The sequence below is a fragment of the Metabacillus niabensis genome (genome assembly GCF_020524345.1).
Lineage (GTDB): Bacteria > Bacillota > Bacilli > Bacillales > Bacillaceae > Metabacillus > Metabacillus niabensis_B.
The window spans coordinates 74,248-100,316 of sequence record NZ_JAIVLH010000022.1; the positions used below are offsets into that span (position 1 = coordinate 74,248).

The following is a 26,069-nucleotide window of genomic DNA, read 5'->3' on the forward strand; positions in this document are numbered from 1 at the left end:
TTACATTTGTTAACGTGAAACAGATCGAATTTTAAAATTGTCGATAAAGTTATGAAAGGTATTGTTAGAAAATATGACAATAAAAATTGATGAAGGTTTCTACATTAAAAATCCTAGTTGAAAGGTTGATGGCGATGCTGAATGAAAGGTATAAGGGGATTGCATTTGAAAAGAGGTTTCTGCCTCGTTTAACAACAGAGGAAGTGAAGGAATTGAGTAAGGAAGATGCATTGATCATATTACCTATTGGAGCGATTGAACAGCATGGCCCCCATTTACCAATTTATACGGATACTTTGATTGGAGAAGGATTGTTAAATCAGGCATTAGAATTGCTGGATGAGGAAGATAATATCTGGGTATTGCCACCATTGCCGTATGGAAAGAGTACGGAGCACCTAGGTATGCCTGGTACGATGACATTATCTGCTGCTACCTTACAAGCTGTTGTCACGGATATAGCGAAAAGTGTTCATGCAAGTGGATTTAAAAGACTTCTCTTATTTAATACACATGGAGGAAATCATGATTTATTAAATATGATCTCGAGAGAAATTAGAATTGAGACAGGTATGATGGTGTTCCGATTAAATCCTGGTTCATCGAAAACAAATGACCTCATCACTGAGCGTGAACAAAAATTTGGCATACATGGGGGAGATGTGGAAACTTCTATGGTACTGGACTTTAAAAATAACTGGGTTCACCCTGATAAATCTCCTACTGAGTTTGTAAAATTGCCAGAGGATACAAAGCATCTTTATTTAAAAGGAACCAGCTATTTTGCTTGGGTGATTAATGATATCTCTACTACAGGAGTTGCAGGAGATGCAACTCTAGCTACCATAGAGAAAGGGATGGAGATTAATCGATATGTTTCTGAATCAATTGCTGAAGCATTAAGAGAAATGCGAAACTTTGATATTGATAGGTTAACAAATAAAATGGTGAAACAGTAGAGGGGGCGATGGTGTTGAAGCAGGAAATGCCTACATTAACAAAACCAAAGCAACATAATCGAGAACGTCCAGTTGTTTTTATGGAAAATGTGAGCAAAGTATACCCTAATGGAAAAACAGCTGTTCAAAATGTTAGCTTAGAGATTGAGGAAGGGGAATTTATATCATTTGTTGGTCCTTCTGGTTGTGGGAAATCGACAATATTTAATATGATTTCCGGGATTATTGAGCATTCTGTAGGAAAACTGGAGATCCTTGGGACAACACCAACATTAGCAAGACAACAAAGCACAGATGTGTCATTTGTTTTTCAAGAGCCTACTCTTTTACCATGGCGCTCTGTATTAGAAAATGTCATGCTTCCTTTAGAATTTAGACATGTAACAAAGCAGGAAAAGCTTGAGAAAGCTCACCATGTCCTTAAAATGGTTGGATTATCAGAATATACAAAGGCGCTACCTCGAGAACTTTCGGGGGGAATGAAAATGCGTGTTTCAATTGCAAGGGCGCTTGTGTCAAAACCGAAATTATTATTAATGGACGAACCATTCGGGGCCCTGGATGAGATTACAAGGCAAAACTTACAATCAGAACTCCTAAGAATTTGGGAGACCGAAAAGATGACAGTCTTATTTATTACTCATAATGTGTTTGAAGCCGTGTATTTATCAACAAAAATTGCGGTTATGACGCCTAGTCCTGGAAAAGTTGAATCAGTTGTAGAGGTCCCCCTCCCATTTCCGCGGAATGAAGACCTTAGAACATCACATCAATTTAGTGATATTGCAGCAAAAGTATCACAAGACTTAAAGTTTTAAAAGGAGGGAAAACGTATGTGGATAAAACAGTTAATGGAGTTATTAGGAGAAGAAAAGGTATTAATCTCAGAAGCTGTTAAAGAACGATTATCTAAAGACTATTATTGGTATTCCCCAGTACTTTATCAACAATTAAAGGAAAAACGAGCAGATTGTGCCATCCAGCCTGAATCAATTGATGAAGTAGGAAAGATTGTTGCCTTTGCGGTGAAGAATCGTGTTCCTATTACAGTAAGGGGAGCTGGAACTGGTAATTACGGTCAGGCTATACCATTGGAGGGGGGAATTGTTTTAGATGTAACAAAGCTTGATCATATCATAGAGATAAGAGAAGGAAATGCTCATGTTCAAGCAGGAGTGAAGCTTGGTGTATTAGAAAAAAACTTGCGACAACAAGGAAAGGAATTAAGAATTTACCCTAGTACCTATATGAAAGCGACAGTAGGAGGATTTTTATGTGGAGGATCAGGAGGTATTGGGTCTATTAGATGGGGCAATTTATGGGATGGTAATATACAATCTATTACTGTTATGACCATTGAAGAGGAGCCTCAACTACTAACAGTAAGTGGCGAGGAAATGGAGACATATATCCATAACTACGGAACAACAGGCATTGTTGTAGAGGCGACTTTATTTATTGAACCAAAAACAGATTGGGCTCAGCATATTGTTTCATTTGATGAATTTCAAAAGGCTGTTGAGTTCAGTGATGCCCTTGCACATAATGAAGCGATTATTAAACGATTAGTGTCAGTTTGTGAATGGCCAATTCCGTCACATTTCCCAGGTTTAAAGAAATTCCTTCAAGATGGGAAATCGATCGTTATGTTGGAAATTGATGAAGGGGCAGAAGAGAAGTTAGAGCAGCTTGCTAAAGAATATCATGGAGAAATAACGTTTAAAATACCTGTTGAAAACTATCAAAAAGGGTTGAAACTTTCAGATTTCACTTGGAACCATGCCACATTATGGGCACATAAACATGGTGAGAATATCACCTATTTACAAGCTAGATTTGATAAGAATAGGATATTTGAGCAAATGGATGCGATTCGTATGAAATATGGTTATGAAGTACAATTTCATTTTGAATTTATTAAGATTAAAGGTGAGATTACTCCCGCCTCTCTTCCGGTTCTCATTTATCAATCAGAAGATAGGTTAAATGAAATCATTGACTATTTCGAAAGTGTAGGGGTCCAAATTAATAATCCCCATACTTATCTGCTGGGCTTTGGAGGTTATAATTTAAGAATGAAGGAAATAGAAAAAATGAAAAAGAAAAATGATCCTTTCAATTTATTGAATCCCGGGAAAATTCCAAGTAATAAAGAAATAGTTCAATAGAAAAGGAGGTTATTTTCATGGAACATACTCAACTAGAGGTTTCTAGTGTACCTTTGAAGAAGAGTAAGGATAAAAAACTGAATATTCCAAATAATATTATACCTCCAGTCGTTGTATTTGTTTTATTTCTCTCTTTTTGGCAATTTGGAGCACAGATTCTTCAAATTCCTAACTATTTATTACCAAAGCCAACCGATATCGTTCAAGCTGCAGTGAATAATTGGGAAAACCTAAGCACAGCTGTTTTAACGACGATTACAGAAGCTGTTGTTGGGTTTGTGTTTAGTGTAATAGGTGGTGTTTTAGGGGCAATTATTATGGCAAGTTCTAAGTTATTGGAGAAAAGCTTATATCCTTATGCCATTCTATTGCAAACCATTCCGATTGTAGCGATTGCTCCGATTATTGTCATTTGGTTTGGTTCAGGTATGAATGCGATCGTTATTATAGCATTTACGATTGGATTTTTCCCCATGCTATCTAATACATTAATTGGCCTTAATTCTACTAACAGTGGAATGATACACTTGCTCAAACTCTATCAAGCTTCTAAATGGCAAATAATGTGGAAGGTTCGTATACCAGCGGCATTACCCTATATAATGGCCGGTTTGAAGATATCTTGTACATTAGCAGTTATTGGGGCAATTGTTGGAGAATATATCGCCGGTATTGGAGGCGGTGCTGGGGGAATCGGGTATGCAATCACTGTTGCATCCTCAAGGTTAGAGACAGCCTATCTCTTTGCCTGTGGAATTTCAGCTGCCATCTTGGGTATCGTCTTTTTCCTCATTGTGAACTTGATTTCAAAGCTGTTACTAGGTTCTTGGCATGAATCAGAAATGAAAAAACAAAACTAAACCGAATATGCAGGGGGTTATACGATGAAAAGGAAAGTAATGGCTAAGTTTGGTGTGTTGGTTAGTATTTTGTCTCTATTACTTCTAGCAGCCTGTGGCAGCACAGAATCCTCTAGTTCTAGTACTGATTCTGATAGTGAAGAGAAAGCAGATGAAAGCAAAGAATTGGGGGAGGCGAAACTTGTAACAAATTGGTTTGCCCAACCTGAGCATGGAGGAAACTACGCTGCATTACAGCAAGGTTTTTATAAGGAAGAAGGATTGGAGATGACGATAGAGCCTGGTGGTCCCCAGGTTTCAGCTACCCAAATTGTTGCATCAGGTGAAGCTCAATTTGGATATACTCAAGCGGAAGATCTATTAATTGCTCGTGACAAAGGAATTCCACTTGTAGCAATCGGGGCTATCTTCCAAAAAAGCCCTCAAGTATTAATTACTCATGAAGGAACCGTGGCTGATTTTGGAGATCTTGATGGAAAAACGGTTTATACAGCTCCAGGGAGCGGATATTGGGAATATATCAAATCTGCCTATGATCTCACTAAAGTAAAGGAAATGTCATATACTGGTTCTCTAGCAACATTTATTGAAGATGAGAATGCTGTTACACAAGGTTATGTAACATCTGAGCCATACTCATTAGATGAGCAAGGAGTTAATAATGATTATCTCTTTATTCATGATTCAGGATTTGAAACGTATGCAAACATTATTTTTACTACAGAAAAAGTAATAAAAGAAAACCCGGAGCTTGTGCAAGCGTTTATGGATGCAACTGTTAAGGGGTGGGAATTCTATCGAGATAACTGGTCAGATGTGAATCCATATATTAAGGAAGCGAACCCTGAATTAACATTAGAAAAAATGGAATATGGAGCGAAAGCAGAGGAAGAACTAATCTTTGGCGGAGACGCTGAAGAGCATGGATTTGGGTATATGTCAGAAGAGCGATGGAGCATGCTTCAGGAGGAGCTGTTAAAATTAGATATTATCAAAAATGAAGATGATGTTTCAAAAGCTTTTACAACGGAATTCCTGGAGCAATAACATGAGAGATAACCAGGAAGAATTACACCTGTATAATGTACGTTTACCACAAGATTCAATAGGTCAATTATTTTCTATAACGATTAAAAATGGTGTTTATGAAACAATTCAAAAGCAAACTGATTCTGCTATGCTACATGATGCAAAATTATCGGAATTAAGCATAAGTGATTTACCTAAACAAAATGCCATTGATGTTGAGGGAAGATATCTTCTTCCTTCTTTTATTGATATTCACACACATCTGGATAAGGCATTTGCATTAACTTCTGTACCTAATAGGTCTGGCACCTTGCAGGAGGCGATAAGAAATTATAGTGAAAAGGCAGTGTCTTTTTCAGAGCATGATATAAAAGAGAGAGTAAGAAAGGCAGCGCTTCAATCTTTATCTTATGGAACGACTCATATGAGAACTCATGTGAATTTTGAATTGGATATTAATGAGAATTTAGCACTTAGTCACTTACAGGCCGTTTTAGAGGTGAGGGAAGAGTTACGTTCAAATATGTCAATACAAGTTGTACCTATGTTTTCTTATCTATCATCCCGTCCTAAAATGCAGATGGAAGTGATTGAAGAAGCGGTATCCTATGGGGTGGATGGTATTGGTGGAGCACCACATTTATCCCCAACTTCAAAGGAAGACATTGATTGCATCTTTCAATTGGCGGAGAAGTTCGATAAATTTATTGACCTGCATGTTGATGAACAGGATGATCCTACTATATGTACGATCGAACATATCATACAAAAAACGAAGGAATACAATTATCAAGGAAAAGTAGTTGCGGGTCATCTATGTTCATTATCAGCAATGGATGAAAAACGAGCTGTAACTATAATCGAAGAAATGGCTGGTACTAAAATAGGTGCTGTTACATTACCGGGTGCAAATATGTATCTTCAAGGAAGACATGATAGAGGAATAATACGAAGAGGCATTACGAGAGTAAAGGAATTCCTAAACGGAGGGGTTGAAATCGCAACAGCCTCAGATAATGTAAATGATCCATTTCATCCTTTTGGAAGATGTGATTTACTACAAATTGGTCTATTAACAGCCTATACTGCTCATTTAGGAAGTGAAAGTGAACTTCAGCATTTGATCAAAATGATGACGGAGACCCCTGCAGGATTTTATGGACTGAAAAATCATCGTGTGAAGGAAAAGGTGAATGCGAGCTTTGTACTTTTAGAAGGGAGAGACATTTATCAATTATTTGCAAATCTTTCTCCATCTCGTTTCGTTTATCATAAGGGAAGATGGGTGAGCGGAACAACATCAGAGACTCAATTTCTAATGTCAGAAAAAGCTGTAGGTGTTGGAGGGAGAGAAGATGGTATATGATACTGTAATTAAGAATGTGAGATTACAAGAACAAAGTTCACTGTTTCATATTGGGATTATAAATGGAAAGATTGCAAGAATGACAGAGGATGTAATTCATGGGGAAATAGAGTGGGAGGCAGGTGGAGGAATTGCTCTACCGCCTTTTGTTGAAATGCATACCCATTTAGATACTGTGCTAACATCAGGAAAAGATCTGAAAAATCTATCAGGAACATTGATGGAAGGGATCGAGCTTTGGCAAGAACGTAAAGCTAAGCTGACTTATGAGGATGTGCTTGAACGAGCAGAAAAAGCGATTAAACTCCTAATTCAACATGGTATTCTTTATGTGCGTGCAGCGGTTGATATTTCTGATCCTGAATTAACAGCTCTAAAAGCAATCATTTCACTTCGAGCAAAATTACAGCATATAATTGATATCCAGATTATTGCCTTTCCACAAGAAGGAATTATTTCATCCCCTAAGAATAAAGATCGTTTGGTTGAAGCTGTTCACCTAGGAGCAGATGCGGTTAGTGCTGTCCCTCATCTGGAACATACCCGTGAAAATGGTATAAAGTCAATACAAGAGTGTTTTGCAATTGCGGAACATTATGGTTCATTTGTCCACATTTTTTCAGATGAAGTGGATGATGAGCACTCACGGTTTTTAGAAGTCATAGCAGATTTGGCGATAAGTAAAGGAATGGGAGAAAGAGTGACAGTAAGCCATACAAATGCAATGGCTTACTATTCTAATAGCTATGCAGCAAAAGTAATTTCACTTGTGAAAAAAGCAGATATGACGGTTGTATCATGTCCTTTAATAAATTGTACGATGCAGGGGCGTTTCGATTCACATCCTAAAGGAAGAGGAATTACGAGAATAAAAGAATTAAATGAAGCGGGTGTGAATGTATGTATTGCCCACGATGATATACAAACACCTTTTTATCCATTCGGCAACGGAAATATTCTACAAGCAGCACATATGGGAGCACATTTAGCTCATATGTCAGGTGAGGCTGAAAGAGTTGACATGATCAATATGATTACGAAAAATGGGGCAAAAGCATTTGGAATAAAAGATCACTATGGGATTGAAGTTGGTAAAAGGGCAAACATAATTGTACTCCCTGTTAATAATGTTGTTGATATGCTAAGTAAACAGCCTGCTTGTCGCTATGTGATTCGAGATGGACATCTAATTGTGGAAACGAAACCATCTGAACCGATTTGGTATAAGGATTCTCTAATCTCTTTGACTTGATGATATGCTACTAATAAGAGGCCTTTTCTGTTTAATAGGCCTCTTGATTTTGATGTGGTTACCTTTGTCGCTTTTAGTTTCTTATTTAACTTCCTTTCGTTATATTCACTAATCTTCTAATCCCTTCTCGAATCTGTTTTTCATTTACATAGGAATAACTCAACCGGACAAATGAAGTTGACTCTTCCAATGGATCAAAAACCATACCAGGTACAATGGATATTCCATTTTCAATTGCCTTTGTGTACAATTCCTGCGTGGAAACTCCATGAGGCAGTTCAATCCATAAATTTAATCCACCATCTGGGCTCTGCCACTTCCAATTCATTGCTGCCAACTCTTCTTCCATGATTTCCTTGCGAATTTGTAAAGCTATTCTTAACTTTTCTAAATGTTGTTGTAGTCGCAATGATGAAAAATAGTGCAGAAAAATTTTCTGGTTTAAAAGTGGTGAACCGTTATCTGTTAGCGATTTAGATGATAATAAAGACTTCATTGTAGCCTGAGATTGACAAATGATTGATGCAACCCGCAACCCGGGAGAGATATATTTACAAAAGCTTCGAACATAAATGACGATGCCAGCTGTATCGTAGGTATATATTGGTAGTGGGGGAGGTTGATCAAAGTAAGTATCATAGTATGCATCATCTTCAACAAGAAGGCATTTATAGTTTTCAGCTAAATCCACCAATTGTTTTCGTTGCTCTGGAGGAATTGTTATACCAGTTGGATTATGAAAGGTAGGATTCAGATAAAAGAGGCGAGGCTTAAAAAGTTTCATCTGCCTTTCAACCTGATCTAAATCATAACCATTCTGGCTAATATCAATGGTAGCTATATTTGCCCCTCGAGCTTTGAATACATCAATTGCTGCACTATAGCTTGGTCTTTCGAGTAAAACCGTGTCTCTAGGTTTAAGAAAAGCTTGAGAGATTAAATGAATCGCTTGCTGAGAACCAGATGTAATTAATATGTCATCCTTTTGAAGAGGAGTCTTATATTGCTTTCCAAAGTAAAGAGACAATAACTCTCTAAGTTCCGCATCACCTTGTACTGTTGAATATGTTGCTAGTACTTTAGGGTGTAAATCAAATACTTTTTTTACATAGTCTGATAGAAACTGATTTGGTAATAAGTTAGGGTCAATAAGTGCTTGAGAAAAATTATATTCTACTTGATGCTGATGAATATCAGACAAGTGATTTTTATGATTATAGGCTGAAATAATTGGGAGATCGGTATTATTAGGGTCAACAGACTGTTCTGATCTAACGAAATATCCTGATTTATCCTTCACATACACTTTGTTATGTTGTTTCAGTAGCTGATATGCCCTTAAGACCGTTAGGCGATGAACATTCAGTTGATCTGCTAAGCTCCTAACAGAAGGGAGTTTATCATCCTTTTTCCATTCCTTACGTTCAATGTGGTTTAAGACATATTCATATACTTGTTTAAATAAATAATCCTGTTTATCTGTTGTTTTTTCCACATTCATTCCCTCCCTCATATTAAGATTTTACCATTTTATCTCCCTGTCTGTTCTATTCAAAATAAACTGTTCTATTTCTCTTCTATTAAGATGAAGCAGAGGAGGAGAATGAAATGATCTTTATTAATTTTTGTTTTATGTGCTTCATTTTTGGAACAACTTTTTTAGCAATTAAGATTGGCATTGATTCGGGTTTAACACCGTTTTTTTCGGGAGGAGTCCGGTTTTTTCTGGCTGGTTTTCTCATCTTTAGTTTTATGTCTGTGAGAAATAAGCGCCTATTTCAGTTATTATTTCGAAAAGAACTGTTTTTCTCAGGTGTTGGTTTGACTTTTGGGACTTTTTCGACATTATATTGGGCTGAGCAATATGTAACCTCCGGAATAGCAGCGGTTTTATCAGCTACAGGGCCGATGATGATTATTTTTATTCAAAGTTTTCTTTTAAGACAAAAAGCGACAGTACATTCTGTGTTAGGGTGTGCTATAGGGATTATAGGGGTTTTATTGCTTGTGCAAGAAACCCTCTCAATGGATATGAGCACTTTTTGGCTAGCTGGCTGTGTGGCCATTTTAATTGGAGAAGTTTTTTATGCTGCAGGTACAATATACACGAGAAAAGTAACAGAAATATATAAAGAAGCTTCCCCCATTGCGTTAAATGCTGTCCAAATGATGTATGGCGGGGTTCTATTACTCGTATTAGCAAGTTTCACAGAAGATATTCAAATTAGTGCATTTTTTCAACCAGAATCTGCTGGATCTCTTATTTATTTAATTATTGCAGGATCAATGATAGGACATAGTTTATATTATTGGCTCGTTTCAAATACAAACCCGGTATTTCCATCAACATGGCTTTATATATCACCGATCATTGCATTGGCTTTAGGGGTTTTACTATATGATGAACATTTTTCAATTGTCACTGGATTAGGAGCTGTAACGATTATATTTGGTATTATCTTGATCAACTTTCAAACTTTACGTAATATTTTTTCAGCGAGGAGGTCTGTGGTAAGAAATCATATGTAGCTTTGTAAATAGTCCGCTCACTCCAGTAAGTGATACGGACTATTTTTTTATATAATTTTAGCTAATTTGCGTAATCACTTCATCTGTATTTAAAATTGTCGCAAATTCTTTATGTAACGTAGCCAGTTCAAATTGATGAATATCCTCAGGAGTATGACGTTTCCCAGTGTGGTCTGTTATTTCAAATGCAGCAGTAGCATCAGAGACAAGGAATGTTTGGAACCCCAGGTTGCTGCTCATTCTTGTTGTGGTTGAGACACAATGCTGTGTGGATAATCCTGTAATAACAACAGATTTGATTTGATAGCTTTTTAAATAGTTTTCTAATTGTGTTCCTATAAAAGCACTATTTACATTTTTTTGCATAATCACTTCACTTGGTAGTGGACGTACACTGTCCATAAATTCCGTTTGGTTGGCATTTTTGTAATAAAGGGGAGATTGGGGATCAAGTGATAAATGCTGTGAATAAATGATTGTCCAGTCTCGTTTTCTCCATTCAGTTAATAAAGTCTGAATATTGTTTTCTGCTTGTAAATTATTGCGTTTTCCCCAATAAGGATTATCAAACCCCTTTTGAATATCTAAGACCAATAATGCAGGTTGTGAAAATAATTGACTCATTTTTGTCCCTACCTTTCTAGCTACCACTTAATAATAGTGTAAGTCTTAATAAATCATTTCATCCTAGAAAAATAAAAAATTCCCCACCAATGATATAATGGGGAATTTCATCTTTTTATCGATATTTTTTGACCTCATTTATGAACTTATGAAAAGGACATTTAGTTAATGTCGAGTCATCATCATGCAAAAAATATTGCTTCCATTCAAAATTATCCGAATTCCCGTAGGTATTTAGATCAGGATGGATGGAAATGGAGTCGTATTTATTTAATCGTTTCCGAATGTTTTCTTTTATTTTCTTTGAGTAAGACGGGGAAGTATTAAATAATTCAAGCACCCATCTAGGAGTGATCGCAAGCATAAAATATGGAAATGACCTGCTCGATCTATTTTTATGAGCCGGACTAGCACAATACATAAAATATTGTTCCCCATGGAAACAAAACTCCCAAGAAGGTTGAGTTGGATCAGATGGGATCTGATTTGGCCATTCGACTGAATCTAACTTTGTTAACTTGTTAAGCTGATTCCAAAATAGCTGTTCGAACTTTTCCACATTATAGGTGTCAGATAAGTCAGGTGGGGTCTCGAAAAAGACAATGAGTGATGTGTATCTTCCTAGCTCTTTTGAATTCAATGTATAGGATGAAAGCAATTCTGCCAGTTCGTGAGAAGAGGAATCGTCTCTTGGATCTCCTACAAATGCATATTGTAAATGATTTAAGGAAAATCCTTGTGTAGCAGGAATGCATGGAAACGGCTTATCTTTATCCATCATTTTCATTTCGAATTTTTCTAAAGCATCTCTTTTCCAAAAAGGCAATTTATCTTTGTTTATTAAGTCCCTTTTCAGGAGTTCCATTTTTTTTTACCTCCTATCACAGTACACATTATTCATGTGGATTGGGATAGGTGAATGTCTTTACCTGTTTTGGTGATTTTTCCTACTGATAAATGCCAGATAAACAGAACAGAATTGTTTAACGATCAAAAGTATAAGAAAGCCGTTCTTTTTTCATTCATTTAGCTAAATGAATGAAAAAAACAACCGATATAAAGACTAGTACTTTATCTTACAATAAGAGGTTGTAAAAATGTTTATTCTACCAAATTCAGACACCATGATCATCCTTGAAGGAGAATATTCACCTTGGATTGTTTTACTCTCAGTCGTAATTGCCTGTTTGGCTTCTTACACAGCTCTTTCTTTAAATGAAAGGATTCAACAAAACAGTTTTTTTAGTCGTAATTTCTGGTTAACATTAGCTTCCATTGCAATGGGGATGGGAATTTGGTCCATGCATTTTATTGGAATGAGTGCTTTTATGCTTCCTGTATCAATGGATTACGATATCATTCAAACGATTATTTCTGTATTTCCTGCTGTACTAGCATCATACCTTGCCTTTTATTTTTCTAATCAAAAAAATAAAACTCAGTTCTCTTACGTAATCGCAGGGATTACGATGGGGCTCGGGATAGCGTCCATGCATTATATTGGTATGTCAGCAATGAAAATGGACGCGAAATTTGTGTACAAGCCATGGATCTTCCTTACATCTGTTGTTATTGCGATCATCGTTTCATATGTGGCACTGTATATTTTTTCGACGATGCGAAGGTTTACTAGAAACATGGCTGTGAAGATGATCACTTCTATTATTATGGGGCTTGCTGTTGCGAGTATGCATTATACAGGGATGTCAGCTGTTGTTTTTTATAGTGAAACACCTCTAATTGAACATGCAAACCATGCAATTTCAATGAATCTTCCTCTTCTTATCCTATTTATTACTGTAGGAATTAGTATTTTTCTAGCCTTTTCAGGGTTATCTAGTATTCTTGATCGATATGTTGACTACCGGTTAAATTATTTTGATGCTTTAACTTTACTCCCAAATAGAAGACAGTTTGAAAAAAAGCTTGAAATGTCATTTACCTATGGAAGCTTAGCTATCATTCACTTAAATCGTTTAGAAAAATGGAATAGTGGATATGGTTATGCATTCGGAGACAAAATTATTAAAGAAGTTGGGCAAAGGATCATTCAACACAAACCAGAGATGGCTGAAGCATATAGAATAGAGGGAAACCGCTTTGCTCTACTGATTACAGGACATCACCACTATGAACAGTTTAGGGAAAGTTTAGTCAAAATGATGAATGAACTCATACAACCAATTGTTATTTCAGATCACAAGTTCATCATCGACATGGTCTGTGCACTTTCAACTGGTAATCGTGAAAAAGAGACAAAGCAGCTCTTTTTAAATGCAACGGCTGTCCTTCAGCATTCATCGATTGAATACAAACATGAAGTCATTGAATATAATCCAACTATTCACATTTTTTCATTTGAAAGAAGTATTATTCAGGACATTGATAAAGCAATGGATAATCATGAATTGTTCATAGTTTATCAACCTAAAATCAGTTCGGACAAGGCGATTATTGGAGCGGAGGCTTTGTTACGATGGAATCATCCAACACAAGGGTTTATCTCACCCGCTGTATTTATCCCGGCATTAGAGGAGAATGGAAAGATTACTGATGTAACAGATTGGATCATTGATCAGGTTTGTCAGGAAATGGGGAATTGGATCGCGAATCATTATCCATTGAAAGCAGTATCGATTAATATCCCTGGTCAATATATTACATCCCCCCGTTTAATGAACGTATTAAAAAACTCTGTTTCTAAATATAGAATTGACAGTCATTTTTTAGAGTTGGAGATTACCGAAACAAGTGTGATTAACAACATAGAAAATGCCATCAGTTCAATAGGAGAATTTCGGAAATACGGCTTTAGAGTAGCACTTGATGATTTTGGGACGGGCCTATCATCGTTGTCGTATTTAAAAAGACTGCCCATCACAACAGTGAAAATTGATAAGTCATTTGTTGATGGAGTACCTGAATCTGAAAAAGATTCGGCCATCATTAAAGCAATTATTGTTCTTTGTCATTCATTAAATATGGATGTCATCATAGAAGGTGTTGAAACAGAAGCACAAGTAAAATTTCTCTCACAAATGCCTGAAAAACCGGGAATACAAGGATATTATTATTCTCCCCCATTGAAGCGTAAGGATTTGGCTAAATGGGTGCGACATTTTCAAGAACATCAAGAATATATGTCACAAAAATAAATGAATGGTGAGGAAAATGTTTTGGGTTATCCCTAAGCATTTTCCTCTTTTTCTAACTGTTTTTAGTTTGAGAAATCGTTTACAATATAAATATAAAAATCTAAGGAGGAGTTAAGATGAAAAACAACTTATCTCAAGGTAGCCATGCATATAAGGGGGTAACTTTGTCTTAAGAATTATGCAGTCACACCCTTATATGTGTTTTTAGGAAAAAACACAGTAAAAAGGGGTATATGATGCAATTTCCGGTTAAAAAATTTCTTTCCTATTATAAACCATACTTAAGATTGTTTTTACTTGTTTTAGGATGTGCTTTTATAGTTTCAGCAGTTTCATTAATCTTTCCGCTGCTTGTTCGCTATATCACAAAAGATGTTCTCGAAGGGGACTTGTCCATTGCTTTTAATGAAGTATTTTGGATTGGGGGGCTGATGCTTGTTCTCGTCTTGATTCAAAATGCAGGGAATTTTTTTGTTGATTATAAAGGGCATGAAATAGGTGCGCGTATGGAAAGTGATCTTCGTGCAGAGTTATTTGAACACATACAAAAGATGCCATTCCGGTTTTTTGACCAAGAAAAAACAGGTCAACTAATGACTAGAATAACCAATGATCTGTTGTTGCTATCTGAATTATACCACCATGGACCTGAAGATTATATTAAATACTTTGTTCGTTTTATCGGGGCGTTTGTGATCTTATTTTTTATTAATGCACCACTAACAATAGCGGTATTTGCTTTTTTACCTTTCCTGGGTGCATTTGCTTTGTTTTTTAATAAAAAATTGAACAGTGCATTAGGAAATAACAAACAGCGGATAGCTGATATTAACGCTCAGGTTGAAGATAGCCTCTCAGGAATTCGGGTAGTAAAGTCTTTTGCTAACGAAAGAATTGAAACTGAAAAATTCTCTAAAGCAAACCAACGTTTTCTTGAAAGTCGAAAAAATACCTACAAAGCAGAGGCCTATTTCTTTAATGGTATGGAAACCTTTATTCAGCTTATTACCATTACTGTCATCGTTTTAGGTAGTGCCAGCATTGTGAAGGATTCATTGGACTTAGCGGATTTAATCACATTTTTACTCTATATCACATATATGATTGAACCGATTCAGAAATTGACTCATATGAGTATGCAGTTTCAAGAGGGAATTACAGGCTTTCAACGATTTATGGAAATGTTGAATATCGAACCGTCTATTAAAAACAGACCCAATCCAATTAAGATGGCAAACCTCGAAGGGGAAATTGAGTTTAAAGAAGTTTCTTTTTGCTATGGTGATCATGATGACAATGTGTTTGTTCATTTGTCTTTTACCATACAAAAAGGAGAATATATAGCATTAGTTGGACCATCAGGAGCAGGAAAAACGACTTTATGTTCTCTTATTCCCCGCTTTTATGATGTATCCGGTGGAGCTGTACTAATTGATGGCATTAACGTTCGTGATATGGATATACAGTCACTTAGAAGTAATATAGGAATTGTTCAGCAGGATGTCTATCTTTTTTCAGGAACTGTTTTAGAAAATATACGATACGGAAATGTACATGCAAGTGATGAAGAAGTTGTGATTGCTGCTAAACGTGCAAATGCTCATGATTTTATAATGAGCTTACCTAAAGGGTATCATTCGGAGATCGGACAGCGAGGTGTAAAGCTTTCTGGTGGACAAAAGCAGCGGCTCAGTATTGCGCGTGTTTTTTTAAAGGATGCCCCAATTCTCATTTTTGATGAAGCAACAAGTGCACTAGACAATGAAAGTGAAAGCATCGTGAAGGAATCATTAGAAGCATTTGCAAAGAACCGAACAACCATTGTCATTGCTCATCGTCTGTCTACAATTCGTTATGCAAAGCGAATTATTGTATTAACAGAAGAGGGAATTGCCGAGCAAGGCTCACATGATGAATTACTAGAGAAAAACGGTGTATATTCACATTTGTATTCTAAGCAATTTAATTAAAAAGAGGAAAAGAGTTCATGCTATTCTCCAATAGAGGGGAATAGCATTTTTAATAGTAATGTAATCAAGATAAAGGTGGGGATCATTTGAAAACGAACATGCTACATATCGTAAACGGACAGGTTATGTATAACATTTTTCAAGAAAGAGGTTTTTTAAAGGATGAAACCATTGTTTCTTTTAATGAAGCGATGTGCTATGGAAAGACTTCATCCTCTATTTTCTCACTGGAGTTTCTTAAAACGCGTTCAGAGGTTCATAATGTTTCACTTGATCAATATAAAAACATTACGTTGAAATCAATACAACCACTATTAAATAAAAAATTCAATTCATTGACATTATGGTTTGATTATGACATGTTTTGCCAAATAAACATTCTAACGATTCTTGCCTGGTTAGATCAAATTGATTATCAGAATAAGGTGACCCTTGTCTTGGTTGATGATGAGTTCAAGCCTATTGAAAAACAAACCCTTCATCCAAAAGGTTATAAGGAAATATACAATCAAGTGCTTATTGAAAAACAAACTCCAGGTACTATTCTTCCTCACTCTTTACAAAGAGGAATTCAGTTATATTTGCAGTACCTTAACCATGACAGTGAACTTATGAAGTATATTCATGAGCATCAGGACTTACCTGAAGAGGAACTAGTCGTATTACTTCTAAATAATTTCAAAGAGTATGGTATAGGTGACACACAATATATCGAGCTGATTAGAGAGAACAGGAGTGGTGAAAACTAGAAGTGCCTTGGATTTTCGCTGGAATAGAATAACCTATAGAGGAATTCACAAAATAAAAGAAATACAATTTGAGGCGGGAATCAGAATGAATTTTGTGATGAAAAAACCGATCAAGCTTTTTGATCAAATTGATAAGTATAATGGTATCCACAATATTTTAGGGATTGGAGATCCCCATGTAGTTAAAATTAAAAATCAGTGGTGGATGTTTGTTGGCGGCTTTCAAACAAATTTTAAAAATAATATTTTTACTGCTTCACTTCCTATTGGAGATCCGTTAAGTAGCAATAACTGGAGTATCACAACTTATGAAGATAATGAAAAAAAGGCAAAACCGCTTTGTGAAAACTCCAAAAAAGGAAGCTGGGACTTTTATGGCTTTCACACTCCATGCTATGTTAGTGGAACAGATCAAAATGGAACAGTAGTTGAGAGAGTTTATTATACTGGAAGAGCTTCTAATAAAGTGGTAGATAATCAAGCACCTTATTCCATCGGGATGTTAGAAAAAACAGTTGACGGTTGGAATCGCTATCCCAATCCGATTTTATGGGGAACAAAAGACGCCCCTAATGTCCTGGAACCTAAGATTAGATATATAGAGGGAAAGTGGAGAGTATGGTATGTAACAACAAAGCAAGAGACTGGAAAAAACGGATATCCAAACTATAAAATGATGTATGCTGAGAGTGATGACGGTATAAATAACTGGTCTACTCCAACACCATTGTTTTTCGGAAATGAGAATTTTTATGATGCTTCAGTACATAAATCAAACACATATGGATATGAAATGGCTGTCTGTAGAAGCACGAATCTATATGGGCGTTCTCCATTCCCAATGCAGGGAATGTGGTTATTAAAAGGACATAAACCTAATGGTGATCGGGCTAATTGGTCTAAAACTCCTCTGTTAATCCTTGATGCTAAAGAAGGTGAGGATTGGTACAAAAATGGAATCGGAAGCCCATGTGGTCATTACGGGGAATCAGAAGATGATCAAGATACGTTATATATGTTTTTTACAGGATTACATTGCGAACGGAATTAGCTTCAACTTGCAAAGTATAGTATATCAAAAGAAAAAACTACCTCCATTTCCCTCCCCGTTTTACTTTGCAATTGGAAAGGTGGAATTGACCAAAATATCAGAAGGAAAAACGAAAGGAGGCGATTATTTTTTATGAAAGTCTTATCCATGATCCAGCCATGGGCAAGTCTTTTTGCCCTTTGTGAAGCTCAATACGAAACGAGAACTTGGAAAACGAATTACAGAGGTCCTCTTGCAATCCATACTAGCAAAAAAATAGATAAAAAAGCCTGTCTTGACCCTTTAGTACAATCATTGCTACAGAAACACGATTTAACAGCTGAAACTCTGCCAAGCGGATTGATCATCGCGATGTGTAAATTGGAACACTGTTATAAAATATTGGAAGATAATAAAACATGGGCTGTTTTAGAAGATGGAAGAATTGTTAATGAGACCGACTATTTCCTTGGTGACTATAGAGTAGGTGGCTATGCGTGGGAAGTAACGGGGATGCAAATGCTTGATCAGTTTATTGTAGCGAAGGGGAGACTTGGATTGTGGGACATTCAACTTTAGCTTTATTTTGACTTTTTTTAGGAGAAGTTTTATAATGGTCACTGTACGTTAAAAAATAGGAGGATTATTAAAAAATGACACATTCGATGAGACTACGATTCCCAACTTTGAACTAGTAATTGAATACGTTCAAAGGCTCTGTTTTTGTGAACAGGGTAAACGGGATCAGTCTGTCCTTTTTTAATAATCTTCATTTCATATTTCACATGTGTTTTATACCATCAGATGATCATTCATCCTATAGATACTATGAAATGTGTTAATGGTGAGAAAGGCGGATCGTTCTGCCTTTCTTTATTTATGTAAGAGCAGCCTTCTTTTATCATTAAAAAGGAAGGTTTATTGCTGATACTCTCAATTCAACTTTCGTTTAAATAAGGATAGTTCTACATCCCTTTACCCTAAAATCACAGGCAGATTACCTGTGATTTTTTATTTTGGAAAAAGTGGGGGAGTAAAGAGATGGAAAAAGTATGTCTTGAATTAGAAAATATAGAACTTTCATTTTTTGATCGATTGGTGTTACAAATCCCAAGGTTAGCTGTGCATCAGTTTGATCGAATCGGTATTGTTGGAAAGAATGGAGCAGGAAAAAGTACACTGCTAAATTTGTTGAATGGTCAAATCAAGCCGGACAAAGGTCATGTCAAGCAATATGCAAGCTTCGAGCATTTTGATCAATTATCTATTCCAGTTGAAAAAGACGTAGACTTTGAATTAAAAGGAAAATTATCAATTCCTAAAACAGAAATTGAGCATTTTAGTGGTGGCGAGAAAACAAGGCTAAAATTAGCTCAACTATTCTCAACCTATCATGAAGGGTTGTTAATTGACGAACCAACAACTCATCTTGATGATGAAGGGAAACAATTTTTTATCGACGAACTGACTTATTATTATGGAGCACTTGTGCTTGTAAGTCATGATCGATATGTTTTAGATAAACTTGTAACAAAAATTTGGGAAATTGAAGATGGGTATGTGACAGAATACACAGGAAACTACTCAGACTACATTTCACAAAAAGAATTGGAACGAAAACAACAACAAGAGCAACACGAGAAATATGTAAAGGAAAAAACAAGATTATTAAAGGCTGCCGATGAAAAGATGAAAAAGGCCGATAAAATAACACAAGCCAATGGGCATATGTCAAAAAAGGAAACGAAAGCCAAAGCAAATAAAATGTTCATGACAAAGTCAAAAGACACAGGTCAAAAAGCGGTTCAGCGTGCAGCAAAGGCCATTGAACAGAGGGTTGAACAATTAAAAAAGGTTGAAGCTCCAAAGAGTGAACAACCAATTCGCTTTCATCAACCAACAGCTCTTAGCATGCACAATAAATATCCAATTATGGGTGAACGGGTCACAATTAAAGCTGGAGGAAAAACACTACTTCATGAAACCAGCTTCCAATTTTCGTTAGGTCAAATTATTGTGATTAAAGGGAAAAATGGCTCAGGAAAAACCACACTTCTACAACATATCTTAAAGCGTGGGGCGGGGATGGTGATCTCTCCTAAAGCCGTAATCGGTGTGTATGAGCAAATGGCCTATCAATTTGGTGAAAGTGAAACAGTACTAGAATATATGAAACAAAGAAGTGACTACGAAGAAAGTAAAATTCGCTCTGTCTTACATTCTATGAATTTTTCAGGAAATGATTTAAAAAAGAATGTTCAAAACTTAAGTGGTGGGGAAGCCATTCGCCTTGAATTGTGTCAGTTATTTTTAGGAAGATATAATGTGCTGGTATTAGATGAACCAACTAACTTTTTAGATGTTTATTGTATCGAAGCATTAGAGAAATTTTTAAAGGCATATGAAGGTACTGTTATTCTTGTGTCACATGATCATGTGTTTATTGATCGAGTGGCGGATTGTATCTACGAGATCGATGACCAAAAGTTAGTGTGTAAAAAAAGCTAATAGAAAAAGAATGACTCAAAGCACCTACCTATTTTTTAATAGGGGTAGGTGCTTATTTTTGAAACCTCAAATAGTCTCTATTTCTTAATTAAAGCAAAAAAAATCTGATTTTTATAGATTTTTATCTGATAAGTGTAAGGAAACAGTCCTTATTAACCCTTTATAATGAAGAATATATCATAAAAGTCCTGAGTGTTTCTAAAAAAAGACAGCGGTTACATTTATTGTGTGAGGATTAGTTGTAAAACTATCATGCTTTTATGAATATTAAGGGGGAATTAGTTTGAAAAGGTTTGCGGTGTGTGGTGTTAGTAATCGGGCTATTGATATGTTTATTAAGCCTATATTTAAAACATTCTCTGAGACTTGTAGCTTGGTAGGGATGCTGGATTTTGATGACAAGCGATTTGATGTATGTCGAAATTTAGTTCCAGAAACAGCGAACGTCCCAACCTTTCATAATGGGGGATTTGAACGAATGATTACAGAAACACGACCAGATGTAATTATCGTAGCAAGCAGGGATGACACGCATGTAGAGTATATTGTAAAAGCTTTGGAACACGACTTAGATGTTATTACTGAGAAACCAATGGCAACAACAGCAGCAGATTGCCGAAAAATTATGGATGCAGAAGAAAAAAGTAAAGGAATCGTTACTGTTACTTTTAATTATAGATACAATCCATATCATACGAAAATTAAAGAGATGATATTAGAAGGAAAGCTAGGGAAAATAACGTCTGTTGATCTAAACTGGTACATTGACACCTACCATGGTTCAAGTTATTTTCAACGATGGAATCGCCAAAGAGAACTTTCCGGAGGTCTTTCCATTCACAAAAGCTCACACCACTTTGATCTCGTCAATTGGTGGCTGGATCAAAAGCCTGTAGAAGTTTTCTCCTTTGGCACCAGAAACTATTATGGGGAAGAAAGTCCATTTAATCCAAAGCAGGAAGATGGACGGTTTTGTATTACTTGTGATGTAAGTCCAAACTGCTCTTATTATATGAGATGGAATACAAGAAGCAACAGTGCCAGTGTACAGGATGATCATATAAGCTCTGATATGAAGCGGAAGAATGCATACACAAATTATCGAACAGACCAGTGCATTTTTGATTCATCAATCGAGATTGAAGATACGTATACAGCAACAGTGAAATACGACCAAGGAGCTTTGCTTAGTTACTCCATTAATTTCTCTTTACCATATGAAGGATACAGACTTGCGATAAATGGAACAAAAGGCAGAATCGAAACAATGGAATATCACGCGCCATCTAGGGTGCCATTTCCAACACCAGCACAGGTAATTGATTATTATCCTCTTTTTGGTTCAAAGGAAACGATTCATGTTGTAGAACGTGCAGGTGGACATGGTGGAGGAGACCCAATTATGCAAGAAGATATCTTTTTAGGTGTTGACCCATTCCGCCCTTACAAGATTTTATCAGGTAGTGAGGATGGTGCATATGCCGTTACAACTGGGGAAGCTGTTTGGAAGTCAGTCAAACAAAAGCGGTCAATAAATGTAGAAGATTTATTGTCTTATCAATCAATGACATAATGTTATCATGCAAAACTCCCTAAGGGTTAGAGATTAAGATAAAAATCTGTGTGATCTTAGAGGAGTTTTTTCTTTTTTAATAAAATGTAAGCGTTACACAAAGTGGTTTTGAGGAGGTGATGAAGAGATAAAATGTCGGATTTAGCTATACGTTTAAAAACAAACAAGGGGGATGACAAGGTGAAAAAGGGTTTGATGCTGTTTTTGGCAATTTTCATGGCGCTCTTTATGGCAGCTTGTAGTGGGAGCAGTACGACAAGTGAAGAGGGATCAGATTCAAAAGATAGTAAAGATGAAGAAATTACATTACGCATGGCTTGGTGGGGATCTGAACCAAGGCATGATTACACATTAAAAATGATTGAATTATATGAGGAACAAAATCCAAACGTGAAAATCCAGCCTGAATATGCTAGCTGGGATGATTATTGGAAAAAGTTAGCACCTCAAGCATCTGCAAACCAGCTTCCAGATATTATCCAAATGGATCTTTCTTATATTACACAATACTCTAACAACAATCAGTTAGCAGATTTAAAACCATTCTTTGGTAAAGAAATTGACACGACAGATCTCAGTCAGGATTTTCTTGATGGAGGTAAAATAGGTGATCACTATTACGGGCTTAACGGTGGAGTTAACGCGCTTGCTTACCAATATGACCCTGAACTACTTAAGAAAATTGGTGTAGACAAAATCTCAGAAGACTGGACTTGGGAAGATTATCAAGATATGGCCCAAAAAGCAGCTGACGCCGGTTTGTTTTTTGAAAATGGACCTGGAACTGCTCCTGATGTTTCATACAATTATTATTTAAGAACAAATGGAAAGAGACTTTATAGTGAAGATGGCACAACATTGGGATATGAGGATGATAAACTATTTGTAGACTTCTTTTCAATGTATGCTGATTTAGTAAAAGAAAAAGCCATTCAATCACCTGATGCAAGTGCTCAAGTGAAAGGACTGGAAGATGATCCTGTTGTAAAGCAACAATCGATCGGCCTTATCCAATGGTCCAACCAGTTTATCGGTATTCAGGAAGCAGCAAACCGTCCACTTGAAATGGTTGGCTTGCCAGGACCAAATGCTGATCAAGGACTGTTCCTTAAACCAGGCTTATTTTGGTCTGTTGCCAATAGCTCTAAAAATAAAGAAGAAGCGGCAAAATTTATTAATTTCTTAACGAACGATATTGAAGCAAATACATTAATGCTTGGTGACAGAGGTGTTCCTGGATCTCCAAAAGTTCAGGAAGCATTATTGCCATTATTATCACCTGCACAAAAGCAAGTATTCAACTATGTAGCTTGGGCTGGAGAACATAGTTCCCCATATAATGGACCCGATCCAACCAAAGCAGCAGAAGTAATAAATCTATTAAAAAACACAGCTGATCAAATAGCATATGGGGTTCTAAAGCCGGAGGAAGCCGCAAAACAATTCAGGCAACAGGCGGAGAGTATATTGGCACAAGGGAAATAACTATTATTATACGGATAGCTGATCATGATTGATCAGCTATTTTTCATGTCGTGTTTTATACAAATTTGCAGGAGGAATATAATCTTTAAAATAGGTTTTTATCATGATAAATTAGGGAAATAAAACATAAATTTTAGAAAGTGAGGTGGTTAGCTTGAGGCTGGCAACTAAAATAATTATAGGTTTAATAGCAGGTGCCATTGTAGGTCTTATATTGAACATAGTATCTCCGGATGTTTTTAAAGTCCTTGATACCTATTTATTTACTCCGCTAGGACAAATATTTTTAAATTTAATTAATATGCTCGTTGTACCTATTGTCTTTTTTTCCATTACACTGGGTGTAGCAGGTTTAGGTGATCCTAAAAAGCTTGGAAGAATTGGCTTTAAAACGATATCTTTCTTTTTAGAGACAACAGCCATTGCGATCATGATTGGTTTATTCCTTGCCACGATCATTCAACCTGGTCATGTAGGTAATTTTAATACAGAAGGAGTTACATTCGAAGCAGAAAAAGCACCATCAACTGGAGAAACATTACTGAACATCATCCCATCTAATCCAATTCAAGCCTTTGCTGAAGGCAATATGCTCCAAATTATAGCGTTTTCCATCTTTGTTGGATTTGGTATAGCTATGCTAGGGAAGAAAGCAGAAGCTTTGCTTACAGTAGTGGAGCAGGGAAATAATCTCATGATGTATTTGGTGAATATTGTTATGAAGTTTGCGCCATACGGAACATTTGGTTTAATTGCAACAGCTGTAGGAAGTCAAGGTCTAGCAGCCATTAAAGCAATGGGATTATACATGATTGTCGTCGTTTTAGCCCTTCTTATCCATTCCATCGTCACATATGGTTCAGCTGTTTTCTTCTTAGCAAAATATAATCCATTCACATTCTTTAAAACGTTTTCTCCTGCCATGAGTGTTGCCTTTAGTACTTCCAGTAGTAACGCAACATTACCAGTCTCAATGGACACAGCACAAAAAGAGTTGAACATTCCTAAGTCAATAAGCAGCTTTGTTCAACCACTTGGAGCTACGATAAACATGGATGGAACAGCCATTATGCAAGGAGTAGCAACCATTTTTATTGCACAAGTTTATGGTGTGAATTTAACAATGATTGAGTTAGTAACGGTTGTATTAACGGCTGTGCTGGCAAGTATCGGTACAGCTGGAGTCCCTGGTGTAGGGTTAATTTTATTAGCGATGGTATTTAGTTCTGTAGGATTACCTGTTGCTGGTATTGGGTTAATATTAGGTATTGACCGTTTGTTAGATATGGCTCGTACGGCAGTTAATATTACTGGGGATGCGGCATGTGCTTTGGTTGTGTCTGAGACTGAGAAGAAGCATATGGGGATGAAAGAAGAAATGAATCAAAGTATGTAGAAGGTGGTGTTGACCTTCTTCTTTTTCATTGATAAGTGATGTGATAAGGCATGTTTTTTTATCATTAAGTTTCGACTAATGCGATTTATGATTACCAACATAGATCTTCATATATCATCAAATATCAGGATGCATGATTATCTAGATTAAGGTAAAAGTTAATTATTTTTTAATAGTATTAGGTATTCTACATGTAGTGTGTTATGCTTGAGCTAACCATTTAATACCTTTTTACATTGTTTTGTCCTCACCCCATTCAGTAATGAATGGGGTTTTTTACTTTTTATGCAAATAAAAAAGGACTCCATAATGGAGCCCTCAGTAATTACGCTTTATTAACGTTAGTTGCTTGAAGACCGCGTTGACCTTGCTCAGTGTCAAATGTCACTTTTTGGCCTTCTTCTAAAGATTTAAATCCTTCGCCTTGGATAGCTGAGAAATGTACGAATACATCATCTCCACCTTCAACTTCGATGAAACCGAAACCTTTATCTGCGTTAAACCATTTTACTGTACCTTGTTGCATAATTGTTGCCTCCTGTGTGGATCCATTCCACAATTTATTACTATAGTTGTTCAATTAGATATCAAAGGCGAAAAGTTTAAATACTTCTTCTTTTCCTTACAGACCGAACAAAAATAATTCTACTTCATCATAACAGATAATATTTGGAAAAGCAAATAGGTATAAAGCCCACTTCACTCAGTGAGTTTTTTTCTCCTATCATTTCCTAGCATAACAAAAGCCATTCCTAATTGTTTAAGAATGGCTTGAAATCCAGTATTAGGTGGAGCATAGGGGGCTCGAACCCCTGACCTCTACGCTGCCAGCGTAGCGCTCTCCCAGCTGAGCTAATGCCCCGTAAAAATGAATATAGCAGTATTGTACACGCCTTGTAATAAAATGATATTGACCATCTTACATGAAATTGTCACACTATTTATTGTAATGTGGTCTATAAATGAAGTCAATATAAGTTTTTAAAAAAGGAATACTTAGTATTTAGTATTCCTTCTGATTAGATAAATTTAATTAATGTGAACTTCGACTGACCAATCTTCTTTTGGTATATCTACAAGCTCAAGAATCTTTTGGCATAATCTATATATGTCTCTTGAACTAAAATCTACATTTACATAAAAGTTGTTATTTAACGAACCACGTCTTCTAAATTTATTAGAGTCCAATGATATTAAGTTAGGATACTTTTCTTTAATTAGTTTTAAATTCTGCTCTTTTTCTTCTATAACTTCATTTAATGTGGTTATCCAGACTTCACGCCAAGTAGAAAGTTCATTGGATAGTCAACAGTAAACTAGACAACTTTTTTAAGGTGTTCAAGTTTGAATTCTATTGGGCTTAGATAGCCTAGTGTTCCATGAATTCTTTTGTTATTAAACCAATGGATATAGGTA

Annotated in this window: 22 protein-coding genes and 1 tRNA gene; 17 read left to right on the plus strand and 6 right to left on the minus strand. The window is 36.1% G+C overall.

Translation table 11 applies throughout. The features are described 5' to 3' along the window. Positions 1–89: 89 nt before the first annotated feature. Genes LC095_RS21090 through LC095_RS21120 form a run of 7 tightly spaced genes read left to right on the plus strand, consistent with a single transcriptional unit; the run spans position 90 to position 7,634 of the window. Positions 90–959, plus strand: coding sequence for a creatininase family protein (locus LC095_RS21090; protein WP_226530044.1), 870 nt, complete (start codon positions 90–92; stop codon positions 957–959). A gap of 26 nt (positions 960–985) precedes the next feature. Then, positions 986–1,777, plus strand: a complete 792-nt coding sequence (locus tag LC095_RS21095) for an ABC transporter ATP-binding protein (RefSeq protein WP_226530069.1) — start codon at positions 986–988, stop codon at positions 1,775–1,777. 15 nt (positions 1,778–1,792) lie between these two features. Continuing rightward, entirely contained in the window at positions 1,793–3,127 is a 1,335-nt protein-coding gene (locus LC095_RS21100; RefSeq protein WP_226530045.1) for an FAD-binding oxidoreductase, read from the plus strand. 17 nt (positions 3,128–3,144) lie between these two features. Further along, the gene (locus LC095_RS21105) at positions 3,145–3,987 is read left to right on the plus strand and encodes an ABC transporter permease (RefSeq protein ID WP_226530046.1); all 843 of its coding nucleotides are present in this window, start codon (positions 3,145–3,147) and stop codon (positions 3,985–3,987) included. A 24-nt stretch (positions 3,988–4,011) separates the two neighbouring features. After that, positions 4,012–5,034, plus strand: a complete 1,023-nt coding sequence (locus tag LC095_RS21110; protein ID WP_226530047.1) for an ABC transporter substrate-binding protein — start codon at positions 4,012–4,014, stop codon at positions 5,032–5,034. Between the two features lies 1 nt (position 5,035). Next, positions 5,036–6,382 carry an amidohydrolase family protein gene (locus tag LC095_RS21115; protein WP_226530048.1) on the plus strand — a complete coding sequence of 449 codons (1,347 nt, stop codon included), beginning with the start codon at positions 5,036–5,038 and terminating at the stop codon, positions 6,380–6,382. Next, positions 6,372–7,634: an amidohydrolase family protein gene (locus tag LC095_RS21120; protein ID WP_226530049.1), complete on the plus strand. Its 1,263-nt coding sequence runs from the start codon at positions 6,372–6,374 to the stop codon at positions 7,632–7,634. Before LC095_RS21115 ends, LC095_RS21120 begins: the two co-directional genes overlap by 11 nt. A gap of 85 nt (positions 7,635–7,719) precedes the next feature. Here LC095_RS21120 and LC095_RS21125 read toward each other — a convergent pair whose 3' ends face one another. Then, complete coding sequence (locus tag LC095_RS21125) at positions 7,720–9,135, minus strand: PLP-dependent aminotransferase family protein (protein WP_226530050.1); 1,416 nt, start codon at positions 9,133–9,135, stop codon at positions 7,720–7,722. 107 nt (positions 9,136–9,242) lie between these two features. Here LC095_RS21125 and LC095_RS21130 point away from each other — a divergent pair, with 107 nt between their 5' ends. Continuing rightward, positions 9,243–10,163, plus strand: coding sequence for a DMT family transporter (locus tag LC095_RS21130; RefSeq protein WP_226530051.1), 921 nt, complete (start codon positions 9,243–9,245; stop codon positions 10,161–10,163). Between the two features lie 57 nt (positions 10,164–10,220). Here LC095_RS21130 and LC095_RS21135 read toward each other — a convergent pair whose 3' ends face one another. Then, positions 10,221–10,787, minus strand: a complete 567-nt coding sequence (locus tag LC095_RS21135) for a cysteine hydrolase family protein (RefSeq protein ID WP_226530052.1) — start codon at positions 10,785–10,787, stop codon at positions 10,221–10,223. Between the two features lie 115 nt (positions 10,788–10,902). Beyond that, positions 10,903–11,652: a YqcI/YcgG family protein gene (locus LC095_RS21140; protein ID WP_226530053.1), complete on the minus strand. Its 750-nt coding sequence runs from the start codon at positions 11,650–11,652 to the stop codon at positions 10,903–10,905. 232 nt (positions 11,653–11,884) lie between these two features. Here LC095_RS21140 and LC095_RS21145 point away from each other — a divergent pair, with 232 nt between their 5' ends. From LC095_RS21145 to LC095_RS21190, 9 genes are all read left to right on the plus strand, one after another. Next, a complete protein-coding gene (locus LC095_RS21145; RefSeq protein WP_226530054.1) occupies positions 11,885–13,942 on the plus strand; it encodes an EAL domain-containing protein in 2,058 nt (685 codons plus the stop codon). Positions 13,943–14,178: 236 nt separating this feature from the next. After that, the gene (locus LC095_RS21150) at positions 14,179–15,912 is read left to right on the plus strand and encodes an ABC transporter ATP-binding protein (protein ID WP_226530055.1); all 1,734 of its coding nucleotides are present in this window, start codon (positions 14,179–14,181) and stop codon (positions 15,910–15,912) included. Between the two features lie 86 nt (positions 15,913–15,998). Next, on the plus strand, positions 15,999–16,661 hold the full coding sequence (locus LC095_RS21155) for an AraC family transcriptional regulator (protein WP_226530056.1): 663 nt from the start codon (positions 15,999–16,001) through the stop codon (positions 16,659–16,661). Positions 16,662–16,746: 85 nt separating this feature from the next. Continuing rightward, on the plus strand, positions 16,747–17,712 hold the full coding sequence (locus LC095_RS21160) for a hypothetical protein (protein WP_226530057.1): 966 nt from the start codon (positions 16,747–16,749) through the stop codon (positions 17,710–17,712). Between the two features lie 132 nt (positions 17,713–17,844). Then, entirely contained in the window at positions 17,845–18,270 is a 426-nt protein-coding gene (locus LC095_RS21165) for a 2-oxoglutarate dehydrogenase E1 (RefSeq protein ID WP_226530058.1), read from the plus strand. A gap of 462 nt (positions 18,271–18,732) precedes the next feature. Beyond that, entirely contained in the window at positions 18,733–20,199 is a 1,467-nt protein-coding gene (locus LC095_RS21175; RefSeq protein WP_226530059.1) for an Msr family ABC-F type ribosomal protection protein, read from the plus strand. Between the two features lie 283 nt (positions 20,200–20,482). Continuing rightward, entirely contained in the window at positions 20,483–21,772 is a 1,290-nt protein-coding gene (locus LC095_RS21180; RefSeq protein WP_226530060.1) for a Gfo/Idh/MocA family protein, read from the plus strand. Between the two features lie 180 nt (positions 21,773–21,952). Then, positions 21,953–23,257 (plus strand): ABC transporter substrate-binding protein, encoded by a 1,305-nt coding sequence (locus LC095_RS21185; RefSeq protein WP_226530061.1) that lies wholly within the window; start codon positions 21,953–21,955, stop codon positions 23,255–23,257. A 154-nt stretch (positions 23,258–23,411) separates the two neighbouring features. Continuing rightward, positions 23,412–24,653 carry a dicarboxylate/amino acid:cation symporter gene (locus tag LC095_RS21190; protein WP_226530062.1) on the plus strand — a complete coding sequence of 414 codons (1,242 nt, stop codon included), beginning with the start codon at positions 23,412–23,414 and terminating at the stop codon, positions 24,651–24,653. Between the two features lie 325 nt (positions 24,654–24,978). Here LC095_RS21190 and LC095_RS21195 read toward each other — a convergent pair whose 3' ends face one another. The 3 genes from LC095_RS21195 to LC095_RS27310 all read right to left on the minus strand — a co-directional run bounded on the left by LC095_RS21195 (position 24,979) and on the right by LC095_RS27310 (position 26,062). Further along, positions 24,979–25,179 carry a cold-shock protein gene (locus LC095_RS21195; protein ID WP_026562009.1) on the minus strand — a complete coding sequence of 67 codons (201 nt, stop codon included), beginning with the start codon at positions 25,177–25,179 and terminating at the stop codon, positions 24,979–24,981. Positions 25,180–25,442: 263 nt separating this feature from the next. Then, positions 25,443–25,515 (minus strand) — tRNA-Ala (locus LC095_RS21200). A 454-nt stretch (positions 25,516–25,969) separates the two neighbouring features. Beyond that, positions 25,970–26,062, minus strand: coding sequence for an IS3 family transposase (locus tag LC095_RS27310; RefSeq protein ID WP_226529800.1), 93 nt, complete (start codon positions 26,060–26,062; stop codon positions 25,970–25,972). Positions 26,063–26,069: the final 7 nt, after the last annotated feature.